Annotated in this window: 12 protein-coding genes and 1 pseudogene; 10 read left to right on the top strand and 3 right to left on the bottom strand. The window is 63.7% G+C overall.

Annotation, left to right across the window (positions count from 1 at the left end):
• Together VMR03_RS17480 and VMR03_RS17485 are read right to left on the bottom strand one after the other, a co-directional pair.
• A pseudogene (locus tag VMR03_RS17480) lies at nt 1–254 on the bottom strand (acyl-CoA synthetase); the annotation flags it as partial.
• A gap of 136 nt (nt 255–390) precedes the next feature.
• Nucleotides 391–1,959, bottom strand: a complete 1,569-nt coding sequence (locus VMR03_RS17485; RefSeq protein WP_325407491.1) for a long-chain-fatty-acid--CoA ligase — start codon at nt 1,957–1,959, stop codon at nt 391–393.
• A 198-nt stretch (nt 1,960–2,157) separates the two neighbouring features.
• Here VMR03_RS17485 and VMR03_RS17490 point away from each other — a divergent pair, with 198 nt between their 5' ends.
• The 7 genes from VMR03_RS17490 to VMR03_RS17520 all read left to right on the top strand — a co-directional run bounded on the left by VMR03_RS17490 (nt 2,158) and on the right by VMR03_RS17520 (nt 7,662).
• On the top strand, nt 2,158–2,709 hold the full coding sequence (locus VMR03_RS17490) for a carboxymuconolactone decarboxylase family protein (RefSeq protein ID WP_325407493.1): 552 nt from the start codon (nt 2,158–2,160) through the stop codon (nt 2,707–2,709).
• A 3-nt stretch (nt 2,710–2,712) separates the two neighbouring features.
• A complete protein-coding gene (locus tag VMR03_RS17495; RefSeq protein WP_325407495.1) occupies nt 2,713–3,279 on the top strand; it encodes a carboxymuconolactone decarboxylase family protein in 567 nt (188 codons plus the stop codon).
• The gene (locus VMR03_RS17500; RefSeq protein WP_325407497.1) at nt 3,272–4,129 is read left to right on the top strand and encodes an SDR family oxidoreductase; all 858 of its coding nucleotides are present in this window, start codon (nt 3,272–3,274) and stop codon (nt 4,127–4,129) included. Before VMR03_RS17495 ends, VMR03_RS17500 begins: the two co-directional genes overlap by 8 nt.
• A gap of 168 nt (nt 4,130–4,297) precedes the next feature.
• Nucleotides 4,298–5,272: an MBL fold metallo-hydrolase gene (locus tag VMR03_RS17505; protein WP_325407499.1), complete on the top strand. Its 975-nt coding sequence runs from the start codon at nt 4,298–4,300 to the stop codon at nt 5,270–5,272.
• Between the two features lie 99 nt (nt 5,273–5,371).
• The gene (locus VMR03_RS17510; RefSeq protein WP_325407501.1) at nt 5,372–6,154 is read left to right on the top strand and encodes a glutathione S-transferase family protein; all 783 of its coding nucleotides are present in this window, start codon (nt 5,372–5,374) and stop codon (nt 6,152–6,154) included.
• Nucleotides 6,155–6,161: 7 nt separating this feature from the next.
• Nucleotides 6,162–7,094 carry a glutathione S-transferase family protein gene (locus tag VMR03_RS17515; protein WP_325407503.1) on the top strand — a complete coding sequence of 311 codons (933 nt, stop codon included), beginning with the start codon at nt 6,162–6,164 and terminating at the stop codon, nt 7,092–7,094.
• Nucleotides 7,095–7,212: 118 nt separating this feature from the next.
• Nucleotides 7,213–7,662, top strand: coding sequence for a hypothetical protein (locus VMR03_RS17520; RefSeq protein WP_325407505.1), 450 nt, complete (start codon nt 7,213–7,215; stop codon nt 7,660–7,662).
• 76 nt (nt 7,663–7,738) lie between these two features.
• Here VMR03_RS17520 and VMR03_RS17525 read toward each other — a convergent pair whose 3' ends face one another.
• The gene (locus VMR03_RS17525; RefSeq protein WP_325407507.1) at nt 7,739–8,542 is read right to left on the bottom strand and encodes an SDR family NAD(P)-dependent oxidoreductase; all 804 of its coding nucleotides are present in this window, start codon (nt 8,540–8,542) and stop codon (nt 7,739–7,741) included.
• A gap of 369 nt (nt 8,543–8,911) precedes the next feature.
• Here VMR03_RS17525 and VMR03_RS17530 point away from each other — a divergent pair, with 369 nt between their 5' ends.
• The 3 genes from VMR03_RS17530 to VMR03_RS17540 all read left to right on the top strand — a co-directional run.
• Nucleotides 8,912–9,454 carry a TetR/AcrR family transcriptional regulator gene (locus VMR03_RS17530; protein ID WP_325407513.1) on the top strand — a complete coding sequence of 181 codons (543 nt, stop codon included), beginning with the start codon at nt 8,912–8,914 and terminating at the stop codon, nt 9,452–9,454.
• Nucleotides 9,455–9,494: 40 nt separating this feature from the next.
• Nucleotides 9,495–10,679, top strand: coding sequence for an LLM class flavin-dependent oxidoreductase (locus tag VMR03_RS17535; protein ID WP_325407509.1), 1,185 nt, complete (start codon nt 9,495–9,497; stop codon nt 10,677–10,679).
• 102 nt (nt 10,680–10,781) lie between these two features.
• A partial coding sequence (locus VMR03_RS17540) for an LLM class flavin-dependent oxidoreductase (protein ID WP_325407511.1) occupies nt 10,782–11,830 on the top strand: 1,049 nt, incomplete at its 3' end.

Here is an 11,830-nt window from a genome sequence, read left to right on the forward strand (position 1 = left end):
GCGGCCCGGTTCGCATCGCCATAGGTGATGTAGGTCCATGCACCCGACGCGTCGCGCTCGCCGATGAAATTGCGATCGGGATGCTCGGATGCTTTTTCCTCCAGGAGATGCACCGTCGAACGCTTCATCTCGCCGATCGGATAATCCGACGACACATAGATCGTGCCGTCCGCCTTCTTCTCCACCGTAATCTTTGGCGGCTTCTGCTTCAGCGGCTTGAAGGGCGGCAGGCTCTGCGCTTCTGCGAGGCTCATGTGACTCTCTCCCTGTTGCAATATCTGTCATCCCGGCCTTGTGCCGGGACCCAGGGGCTACACGCACCGGGCAGGCGGCCCCTGGATCCCGGGACGGAGCCCGGGATGATCTGCAGGAAACTGTGTTCCCTGCAGATCAATTGACCATCCGCGCGCGGCCTTCCCAGTAGGGTGCGCGCAACTCGCGGCGCAGCACCTTGCCGGACGGATTGCGCGGCAAGGCCGGCACGAAGTCGATGGTTTTCGGCACCTTGTAGCCGGCGATGCGCGTCTTCGCGAAAGCGATGATCTCGCCGGCATTCGCGCTTTCGCCTGGCTTCAGCACCACGCAAGCCTTGACCGCCTCGCCCCAGCGCTCGTCCGGTACGCCGATGACGGCGACGTCGGCGATCGCGGGATGGCCGAAGAGCGCGTTCTCGACTTCCGCCGGATAGACGTTCTCGCCGCCGGACACGATCATGTCCTTCACGCGGTCGTGAATGTAGAGATAGCCGTCGGCGTCGAAATAGCCCGCATCGCCCGAATGGAACCAGCCACCGCGCACCGCGTCGTCGGTCGCTTCGGGCCTGTTCCAGTAGCCCTTCATCACCATGCCGCCCTTGATGACGATCTCGCCGACCGCGCCTTGCGGCACCTCGTTGCCCTTCTCGTCGACCACGCGGATCTGCATGTTCGGATAGGGAATGCCGCAGGAACGGAGCTTTCCCTTCGCGGGATCGTGCGCGGCCGGCGGCAGATAGGTCGCGCCGCCCGTCGTCTCGGTAAGGCCGTAGAGCTGGATGAAATCGGCCCTGAAGGTCGCCTGCGCCTGGCGCAGCACATCCTCGGCGATGGGAGACGCTCCGTAGAGAATCTGGCGCACCGACGAGACATCCACCGACTTGATGTTGGGTTGCTGAAGCAGAAACAGGATCACCGCCGGCACCATGAAGGCGATGTTGATCTTCTCGGTTTCGATCAGCTTCAGGATCGCCTGCGGATCGACATCCTTGAGGATGATGTTCTTCGTGCCGTGCACATGGCCGATAAGGCCGATATTGACGCCGGCGACATGGAAAAGCGGCATGCAGACGAGATTGACCTCGCCCCGTTTCCAGTTTGCCCAGTCGGACAGCTCGCCCTCTTCGAAGATCGAGAGATAGTTGGCATTGGTCAGCTGTACACCCTTCGGGTGCCCCGTCGTACCGCTCGTATAGAGCTGGATCACATCGTCGTCGAGCGCGCCCGGCAGCATCGGATCGACGGCCGGGAAACTGTCGCGCCATTCGTCGAAGGACAACCAGTCGACGCGGCCGCCATCCATCGCGATGACGCGGCGGACCGTCGGACATTCGCAAAGCACCTGCGCGACGACGTCGTAGAACTCGGCACCGACGAAGACGATCTCCGCCCGGGCGTCGTTGAGCACATAGGCGACTTCCGGGGGCGCAAGCCGCCAGTTGACGCCGACGACCACAGCCTTCGCCTTGACGGCGCCATGCAGCATTTCGAAATAGCGATCGGAATTCTTGCCGATGAAGCCGACACGCGCACCGGGCTTGCAGCCTTCGGCGAGGAAGCCCTGGGCGCAGCGGTTCGAGCGCTCGTGAAGCGCGGCGTAGCTGGTCGAACGACCCTCGAAAACCTGTGCGATGTCGTTCGGCGCGGCCTTGGCCTGCGCCCGCGTGATGTCGGCAACCGAACGGATATGTTCGCGATCGAACATTCGGCTCTCCCTCCCATGGCGGAATTCCGGCCTTTGCCTTTTCGGCCGGCCTTATTGTTGGACCCGAGTTTAGCGACGAATTGGGCGGGGGCAAGCGGCGCCGAACCGCCACCCGCGCTTCCCGCTGGACGCTGGGGAAGTTCGCCCCCAAACTGCCTCCAACAAGAACAAGGCTATACGCAAAATGGGGAGAACGACATGGCTCGCATTCCGTATTTCGATCCGGAAAAGGCCGAAGGCCGCGCCAGGGAGGCCTACAAGAAACTGCCGCCCTTGAACATCTTCAGAATGATGGGGCATGTGGGCGACATGCTCGACGGCTTCACCAAGCTCGGCAACCAGATCCTGATGTTCGGCAAGCTCGACCCGATCCTGCGCGAGATCGCAATCGTGCGCGTGGGCGTCCTGTCGAAAGCGACATACGAGGTCTATCAGCACGAAAATATTTCACGCCGTCTCGGCATGTCGGAAGAAAAGATCAAGGCGATCCACGAAGGCCCGGACGCCAAGGTCTGGAACGAGATGGAACGTCTCGTGATGCGCTTCACCGACGATGTGGTGCTGAACGTGCGGGCCTCGGATGCGACCTTCAAGCCGCTTGAGGAGCGCCTTTCCTATCAGGAACTGCAGGAATTGGTGATTGCCATCGGCTTCTACATGATGGCCTCGCGCTTCCTCGAAAATTTCGACGTCGACATCGAGGAGACGCCGCCGGCGAAAGGCGTCGAACTTCCGGGCATGAAGAAGTAACCCATGGCGCGCCTTCCCTATCCCGATCCGGCGACGCTCCCCGAGGCAAGCCGCAAGCTCCTCGAAACGCTGCCGCCGCTCAACATATTCCGCATGCTGGCGGGCAGCGGCGCCTCCTTCGTGCCCTTCATGGCGCTCATCAACGCCTATCTGAACGAGGGTACGCTCGATCCGGAATTGCGCGAACTCGTCATTCTCCGCGTCGGCCGCCTCTGCGGCTCGGCCTACGAACTCCACCAGCATATCCGCGTCTCGCGAACGCTGGGACTCACCGAAGAGCGCATCGAGGCGACAGCGGGAAGCGTTCCGAACGCGCGGTTCAGCGAAGCGGAGAATGCCGCCCTCGCCTTCGCCGACGATCTCGTCGCCCATGTGAAGGCGGACAAGGCGCTCCTCGACGCCGCCCGCGCGCATCTCGGCGACGCGGGCGTTCAGGAACTCATCATCGTCGTCGGCATCTATCTCCTCGTCTGCCGCTATCTCGAGACGCTGGAGATCGAGCTGGAGGAGAAGGACATCGAGGGCAGCGGCCTCGAGGACATCAAACGGAGCATGAGTGCCCATGGCTGACGACGTATCGACACCTCAACCGGAACGCCATGCGAGACCGCTCTCGGCGGAATCGCGCGGCGATGCGCCGGCGCGCGGACGCCTCAAGGGCCGCAGGATTCTCGTCGTCGGCGGCGGCCAGCGTACGGTCGACGCGAAGACCGATCCCATCGGCAATGGTCGCGCCATGTCGGTGCTCTTCGCCCGCGAGGGCGCGACCGTCGCCGTCGCCGACATGAACCTCGCATCGGCGGAAGCGACCGTCACCAAGATCGGCATCGACGGCGGCAAGGGCGTCGCCATCGAGGCCGACATTTCGAAACCCGACGATATTATCCGCATGGTCGTCGACGCCGAGCGCATTCTCGGCGGGCTCGATGGGCTCGTGCTCAATGTCGGCATCGGCGTCGGCGCGCTCGGTCTCGACGGCGCCAATGCCGACGACTGGGACAAGGCGCTGGCCGTCAATCTTCGCGGGCCGATGCTGATCTGCAAGGCGGCGCTGCCGAAGCTTGCCGACGGATCTTCCATCGTCTTCATTTCCTCGATCGCGGGCCTCGTCGCCGGATCGCGCCTGCCCTCCTACGACGCCTCCAAGGCGGCGCTTGGCGGGCTGATGCGCCATGTCGCGCTCGAAGGCGCGCGGCGCGGCATCCGCGCCAACATCGTCGCGCCCGGCCTCGTCGATACGCCGCTCGGACGGCTGGCGACGCAGGGCCGGCCTTCGCGCGGGCGATCGCCGACGCCTTTCGGGCGACAGGCGACGGGCTGGGAAATCGCCTATGCCGCGCTCTTCTTCATGTCGGACGAGAGCGTCTATGTGAACGCGCAGACGCTCGCGGTCGACAGCGGCATCACCGGAATTTCATGAGGAGAGTATCTTTCTAGCCCTCCCCCCTTGAGGGGGAGGGTTGGGAGGGGGGTAGGCCTCGGGCGGGAAGAAAAAGAGTCTTTCGAGGAAGCCCCCCCCACCCGATCAGCTTCGCTGATCGACCTCCCCCTCAAGGGGGGAGGTAAGAAAACGACAGGGAGACGCATCATGAGCCTCGGCCTCAGCCGCTTTCAATACACGAAAGGCCTCCACGATCTCGGCAATGGCGGCTATGCCTGGTTGCAGCCGGACGGCGGCTGGGGCTGGTCGAATGCGGGGCTGATCGTCGACGGCGGCGAAGCGCTCATCGTCGACACGCTTTTCGACGTGCCGCTGACGCGCGAAATGCTCGCCGCCATGCGCAAGGTCGAGCCGAAGGCGACGGAGAAGATCAAGACCGTCGTCAACACGCACCACAATGGCGACCATTGCAACGGCAACGAGTGCTGCGCGGGCGCGGAAATCATCGCCCATAAACTCGCGAAGGAGGCGATGACGCATGAGCCGCCGCAGCTTCTCGCGGGCTTTCTCGACATGGCGCCCCAGCTCGGCGATCTCGGCACCTTCATCACGAAATGCTTCGGCCCCTTCGACTTCAAGGGCGTGACGCAGACATTGCCGACGACGACCTTCGAAACCGAAATCACCCGCCATGTCGGCAACAAGCTCGTGAAGATCATGCATGTCGGCCCCGCGCATACGCCGGGCGATGCGCTGGTCCATGTGCCAGCCGACAGGGTGGTCTTCACCGGCGACATTCTTTTCATCGAGGGCCATCCGATCATGTGGGAGGGGCCGGTTGGCAACTGGATCTCCGCCTGCGACAACATCCTTGCGATGGATGTCGAGACCGTCGTGCCGGGACATGGGCCCATCACCGACAAGCGCGGCGTCGTCGCGGTGCGCGACTATCTCGTCTATGTGCGCAACGAAGCGCGGCGGCGCTACGACGCGGGCCTGTCCGCGTTCGAAGCGGCGCAGGATATCGACATGTCGGATTACGACAGTTGGGGCGACGGCGAGCGCATCGTCGTCAACGTGGCGACGCTCTACAAGGAATTTTCGGGCGACCACACGCCGAATGACGCAGCGTCGCTCTTCGGTCAGATGGCAGCGCTCGCAAAGGCAAAAGGACGCCTCTGATCCTCTTCACGAATGCGTGAACCGCGACGCTCCGGAACGCATGGACAGCCATCGCGCGAAGCCGGATAGTCGCCCGCATCGACATCGGGAGGGGAAACCATGATCACGCTTTATGAGCATCCGCTGTCGCCTTACGCGCAGAAGGTGAAGATCGCGCTGCGCGAGAAGGGCCAGACTTTCGAGCTGAAGATGCCGGGCGGCATCGGTGCGGGCGGCGCGGCGGGCGAATTCGCCGACGCCAATCCGCGCGCCGAGGTGCCGGTGCTGATCGACGGAGACGTCCGCATCTTCGATTCGACCATCATCCTCGAATATATCGAGGACAGGTTCCCCACGCCCGCCTTGCTGCCGAAGACGCCCGCCGAACGCGCCCGCGTCCGCATGATCGAGGAAGTCTGCGACACGCATTACGAGGCGATCAATTGGGGCCTCGGCGAAATCGGCTGGTTCCGCCGTGCCGAGGGTGAACTCGCCGAGACCTTGCGCGAGCGCGCCGCCGAGCAGACGGAAAAGCTGCAGGCCTGGCTCGGCACGCAGCTCGGTTCCGCCGACTGGTTTAACGGCGCCTCCTTCGGCTGGGGCGATCTTTCTGTCGTGCCTTACGTCAATGCGTCGGTCGGTTTCGGCAACGGACCGGACCAGCACTCGCCGCTCGGAAAATGGCTCGCACGGGCGAAGACCCGCGAAAGCGTCGCGCTGACGCTGAAGGAGTCCGCCGCCTCCATCGCCGGCATGGAGATGGTCGCCAATGTTCTGGAACAAGGGCTCTTCAAACGCGAGTATCGCGACCATCGCCTCGAATGGATGGTGAAGTCCGGCGGCATCGACGTGGTGCTGAAAGGGCTCGAGAAAAAGAACATCCGCTTCACCCATTTCGAGTGAGAGACAAATGCCCGCCGACGCGAATGCGATCATCCTCCATCAATACGATGTCTCGCCCTTTTCCGAGAAGGTCCGCGTCGTGCTCGGGATCAAGGGCCTCGAATGGTATGCCTGCGATGAGCCCGTCATCATGCCGAAGCCCGAACTCGTCGCGCTGACGGGCGGCTACCGCAAGATCCCGGTGATGCAGATCGGCGCCGACATCTATTGCGATTCGCAAATCATCATCCGCGAACTCGAACGCCGCTTTCCGAAACCGTCGGTCTTCGTCGGCGGCGACAGGGGCCTTGGCTTCGGTGTCGGCATGTGGACCGATCGCGTCTTCTTCCAGGCGACCGTCGCCATCGTCTTCGGTGGCGGCGCCGCGCTCGCCGACGAGGCCTTCATCAAGGACCGCGAGAAACTGTCGGGCCGCCCCTTCGACATCGACGCGATGAAGGCGGCCGCGCCGCTGATGGCCGAACAGTTCCGCGCTCAACTCGGCTGGATGGAAGACCAGCTCGCCGACGGCCGCGCGTTCCTGATGGGCGACAGGCCCGGCGTCGCCGACGCCCATGGCTGTTACAACCTCGCCTTTACGCGCTGGATCAGCAAGGACGGCGCGAAACTCATCGATGCTTTTCCGAAACTCGTCGCCTGGGAAGCGCGGGTAAAGGCGATCGGCCACGGCACGCGCCACGACATCTCGCGCGAGGATGCGCTCGACATCGCGAAGGCCGCGACCTCCATCGAGCGGACAGCGACGGATGCGGGCGAGCCCAACGGCCTGAAATCCGGCGACCGCGTCACCGTCATGGCCGACGATTACGGCCGCGATCCGATCGTCGGCGAACTCGTGTCGTCCTCCGCGCAGCACATCGCCTTGAAACGTACCGACCCGCGCGTCGGCGAGGTCGTCGTGCATTTCCCGAGGGCCGGCTTTCTGGTGATCAAATCGTGAGCCGCGGAAGCGGGCGCATAATCCGTCCGGTAAATTGAAGATTTAATGTTGCGAGGCCGACCGCAACGCCGCGTCCATGCGTTATAATGATGACAGTTCTCACGCATGAGGTGTCGTCATGAAAACCGGTGGACGTCCATTGAAGGCGGTACTGGCAATGAAGGCGGTGCTGGTCGCGGGCTTGGCGCTCGGCGCGACGGCGTTGACGGCGGCGCCCGCATCGGCGCATGGCCATGTCAGCGTCGGAATCGGCATCGGCTTTCCGGTCTATGGTCCCGGCTGGGGTTATTACGGGCCTTACCGGCCCTACTACCGACCCTATTATGCGCCGCCGGTAGTATACGCGCCGCCGCCCGTGGTCTATGCGGCGCCGCCGGTCGTCTATGCCCCGCAACCTGCCTATTACCAAGAGCCCGTGCAGGCCGTGCCGACCTCGCCCGTCTACCGCGCCTCGACGGGGCAATATTGCCGCGAGTATCAGTCGACCGTCCGCGTCGACGGTCACTACGAGAATTCCTACGGCACCGCCTGCCAGCAACCGGACGGAAGCTGGCGCATCGCCAACTGACGAATTTCGATAGTGAAGCAACAGAGGCGGAAGCTGCGCATCAGCTTCCGCCTTTTTTCTTTGCAGCCAGTCGAAATCAGCGCGCCGTGATGCCGCCGTCGATGACAAGCTCCGAGCCCGTCATGTAGCGCGACTCGTCGGAGGCGAGGAAGACGATGCCGGCCGCGATGTCGGACGGCAGACCCGCATAGGCGAGCGGCGCCATCTGCGCGATCGCATTGGCGTCGATTGCATTGGCGCCTTCGGGAATGAGGTCGGACCGCATGGCGCCGACGCCACCTTGCGGGATCTTCTGCCAGATCGCCGTGTCGATGATGCCGGGATGCACGGAATTGACGCGCACATTCATTTGCGCCTGCGCGCATTCGAGCGCGACGGCCTTGGTGAAAAGACGGACGGCGCCCTTGGTCGCGCAATAGCCGGCAAGCCCCGGCGCGCCCTGAAGCCCGGCCACCGACGAGATGTTGATGACCGAACCGCCGCCCGAGGCCGCAATCAACGGGATGCCATGCTTCACGCCGAAGAAGACGCCGTCGACATTGATCGCCATCTGACGGCGCCAGTCCTCATAGGCCATCGTGAAGATGTCGGCGCCGATGCCGATGCCCGCATTGTTGACGAGGATGTGGAGCTCGCCCTGCTCTTTCTTCACGGCCTCGATCACTTCGGCCCAGCGCGGCTCGCTGGTGACGTCTTGACGGTGCGTGACGGCCTTTCCGCCGGCCTTGCCGACGATCTCCGCCGTCTCGGCGAGACCGTTGTCGTCGATATCCGTCGCAACGACCGTGGCGCCTTCCGCCGCCAGCGCGATCACGGCGCCGCGGCCGATGCCGCTGCCCGCGCCCGTCACCAGCGCCACCTTTCCGCTGACCCGTCCCATGCTCATCTCCCTTTGCTTGTTCTTGCTTCTTTCGGGCTTGTGCCCTTTGGCTTTTGTCTTAGGGTATAGACCCTAAACCGGGCAACCGCATTTTACGCAAAGATTCTGGGGTTGGGGCTCGCTTGAGCCTGCCAGCGTCCCGTTGAACGCCCGCCGAAACCCGCGTAACCAGTTTGTTCGGGCCGCCTGCAATTGGCCTTGGATAAAAATGGACTTCGGTCTATTTTTAAGATCGAACGTCGGACACGGGCGCAACCCGGGGCCGGAACATCGTAAGGGAGTGGTCCCATTAGCGATCTCAAGGAAGCAGACGAGGCAGCTGCCGGCGGAACGCGGCGCGCCCGCAAGAAGGAGCGCACGCGCCGGGAAATCTACCGGACCGCGATGGCGCTCTTTGCCGAGCGCGGCTATGACGGCGTGACCATCGAGGACATCTGCGGCGGTGCCAGCGTCGCCAAGGCGACTTTCTTCCTCCATTTCGAGAACAAGGCCGCGCTCCTTCAGGAATTCAACGACGAGATCACGCAAATCCTCGCCGAGCGTCTCGCCGGCCACGAAGGCACGGCGGAAGAGCAGCTCGTCTTCTTGCTGCAGGGCTTCCGCGAGGCCTATGAGAAGAACGCGCCGGTGATGCGCAAGATGCTGCGCGAATTCATCGACCAACCCGCCACGCTTTCCCGCGCCGCCAGCGTCAATGAGAGCGTCGTCGATCTCGTTACCGCCATCGTGCGCCGCGGCCAGGAAAAGAGCGAATTGCGCGGGGGCATCCCCGCCGAACTCGCCGCCGTTGCCATCGTCTCGACCTGGAGCACGATCGCGGCTTACGCCACCGATCATCCGGAAACCGATACCGATCTCGCGAGCCGCCAGATCATCGACATCACGCTCAATGGCCTCAAGAAGAAGGCCTGAAGCAAACGACATCAGGAAACGAACAGGGAGGAACTACGAGATGAGCACGGGCAAATTGCGAAGCGGCATTTTCCTTGCGCCCTTTCACCCGGTCGACGAAGACCCGACGCTGGCGATCCGCCGCGATCTCGAACTGATCGAATGGCTCGACAAGCAGGGCTTCGAGGAAGCCTGGATCGGCGAGCATCATTCGGCCGGCTACGAGATCATCGCGAGCCCCGAACTCTTCATCGCCGCCGCCGCCGAACGCACCGAGCGCATCAAGCTCGGCACGGGCGTCGTCTCGCTGCCCTATCACAACCCGCTGATGGCTGCGAACCGCATCATCCAGCTCGATCACCAGACGCGCGGCCGCGTCATGTTCGGCGTCGGCCCCGGCCTCCTTCCGTCCGACGCGCATATGCTCGGCATCGAGGTCGCCAAGCAGCGCGACCGCATGGTCGAAGGGCTCGAAGTGATCCTGCGTCTCTTCAAGGGCGAGACCGTCACCGCCGAGACCGAATGGTTCAAGCTGCAGAACGCGCGTCTGCAGCTTCGTCCCTTCTCGACGCCTTATCCGGAAGTGGCCGTCGCAAGCTCCGTCACGCCGTCGGGCGGCAAGCTCGCCGGCCGGCACGGCCTCGGCATGCTCTGCGTCGCAGCGACCAACACCGCCGGCTACGACGCGCTCGGCATCAACTGGGAAGTCGCGAAGAAAACCGCGCTCGAAAACGGTCGCGTGATGGACCCGTCGGCGCTCCGCCTTGTCGGCCCGATGCATCTCGCCGAGACGCGCGAGGAAGCCCGCGCCCAGGTGCGCTACGGCTTCGACAAATGGCGTTTCTATTTCGGCTCGATCAACCCGATGGGCCTCGACACCAAGGAAGGCAAGGACCCGCTCGACGCGATGATCGAGTCCGGCCAGGCGATCGTCGGCACGCCCGACGACGCCATCGCCCAGATCGAACGTCTGCAGCAGAAGATCCCGGGCTTCGGCGCCTATCTGATGCTCGCCCACAACTGGGCGAACTTCGAGAACACCAAGAAGTCCTACGAGCTCTTCGCCCGCCATGTGAAGCCGAAGTTCCACGCGGCCAACGAAGCCCGCGAGGCCTCGCTGAAATGGGCAACGGACAATGCCGGCGAATTCATCGGCGCCGCCACCGCCGCCGCGATGCAGACCATCGTGAAATTCCAGGCGGAAGAGGAAGCCAAGGCCAAGGCGGCAAAGCCCGCGGCCGATTGACACAAGTGTCGGGTGCGCGGGCGGTGGACAGGCCCGCGCGATCGCGCTTTGATCGGCACACAAGAAATCAGAAATTGCCATCAGCACCACAGGGAGATCCCCATGCCGGGACAGAAACTACGCTTCGGCGCCTTCATCGCGCCCTTCCATCCGCTCAATGAAAATCCGACCCTCGCGCTCGAACGCGATATCGAACTCGTCCAGTGGATGGACCAGCTCGGTTACGACGAAGCCTGGATCGGCGAGCATCATTCGGCCGGCTTCGAACTGATCGCGAGCCCGGAGCTCTTCATCGCGACGGTCGCCGAACGCACGCGCAACATCAAACTCGGCACCGGCGTCTCGTCGCTGCCCTATCACCACCCGCTGATGCTCGCCGACCGCATCAACCAGCTCGACCACATCACGCGCGGCCGCGTCATGCTCGGCGTGGGTCCGGGCTCGCTGCCGTCGGACGCCGTCATGATGGGCATCAATCCGTTGAAACAGCGCGACATGATGGACGAGGCGCTCGACGTGATCGTCCCGCTGCTGCGCGGCGAGACCGTGACGAAGAAGACCGACTGGTTCGAGTTGAACAACGCGCGCCTGCAGATGACCCCTTGGTCGCGGCCTTCGGTCGAGATCGCGGTGGCAAGCCAGGTTTCGCCCACGGGCGCCACGGCGGCCGGCCGCCACGGCCTCTCGCTTCTCTCCATCGGCGCGACCTCCGCCGGCGGCTTCAATGCGCTCTCGACCAACTGGGCGATCTGCGAGGACACGGCGAAGGACAACGGCCAGACGGTCGACCGGTCCGGCTGGCGTCTTGTCGGCCCGGTGCATATCGCCGAGACACGCGAGAAGGCGCGCGAGAACGTTCGCTTCGGCCTCGAGCAGTGGCTCTATTATTTCCGCGAAGTCGCGGCGCTGCCGCTCGCGCCGACCGACGGTTCCGATCCCGTCGACGCGCTCATCGCCTCCGGCATGGCCGTCATCGGCACGCCGGACGATGCCATCGCGCAGATCGAGCGCCTGCAGCAGCAGTCGGGCGGCTTCGGCTGCTTCATGCAGCTCGCACATAACTGGGCGAACTGGGAAAACACCAAGCGCTCCTACGAGCTGATGGCGCGTTACGTCTTCCCGAAATTCCAGAACCTGAACGACAACCGCGA

Origin of the sequence: Parvibaculum sp., from assembly GCF_035511255.1 — a bacterium.
Classification (GTDB): Bacteria; Pseudomonadota; Alphaproteobacteria; order Parvibaculales; family Parvibaculaceae; genus Parvibaculum.

Bases quoted from the DNA above. Each gene is read 5' to 3' on its own strand.
- VMR03_RS17520 (WP_325407505.1), top strand. From the start codon at position 7,213: ATGAAAACCGGTGGACGTCCATTGAAGGCGGTACTGGCAATGAAGGCG.
- VMR03_RS17490 (WP_325407493.1), top strand. From the start codon at position 2,158: ATGGCTCGCATTCCGTATTTCGATCCGGAAAAGGCCGAAGGCCGCGCC.
- VMR03_RS17510 (WP_325407501.1), top strand. From the start codon at position 5,372: ATGATCACGCTTTATGAGCATCCGCTGTCGCCTTACGCGCAGAAGGTG.
- VMR03_RS17485 (WP_325407491.1), bottom strand. From the start codon at position 1,959: ATGTTCGATCGCGAACATATCCGTTCGGTTGCCGACATCACGCGGGCG.
- VMR03_RS17515 (WP_325407503.1), top strand. From the start codon at position 6,162: ATGCCCGCCGACGCGAATGCGATCATCCTCCATCAATACGATGTCTCG.
- VMR03_RS17495 (WP_325407495.1), top strand. From the start codon at position 2,713: ATGGCGCGCCTTCCCTATCCCGATCCGGCGACGCTCCCCGAGGCAAGC.
- VMR03_RS17525 (WP_325407507.1), bottom strand. From the start codon at position 8,542: ATGGGACGGGTCAGCGGAAAGGTGGCGCTGGTGACGGGCGCGGGCAGC.
- VMR03_RS17505 (WP_325407499.1), top strand. From the start codon at position 4,298: ATGAGCCTCGGCCTCAGCCGCTTTCAATACACGAAAGGCCTCCACGAT.
- VMR03_RS17500 (WP_325407497.1), top strand. From the start codon at position 3,272: ATGGCTGACGACGTATCGACACCTCAACCGGAACGCCATGCGAGACCG.
- VMR03_RS17535 (WP_325407509.1), top strand. From the start codon at position 9,495: ATGAGCACGGGCAAATTGCGAAGCGGCATTTTCCTTGCGCCCTTTCAC.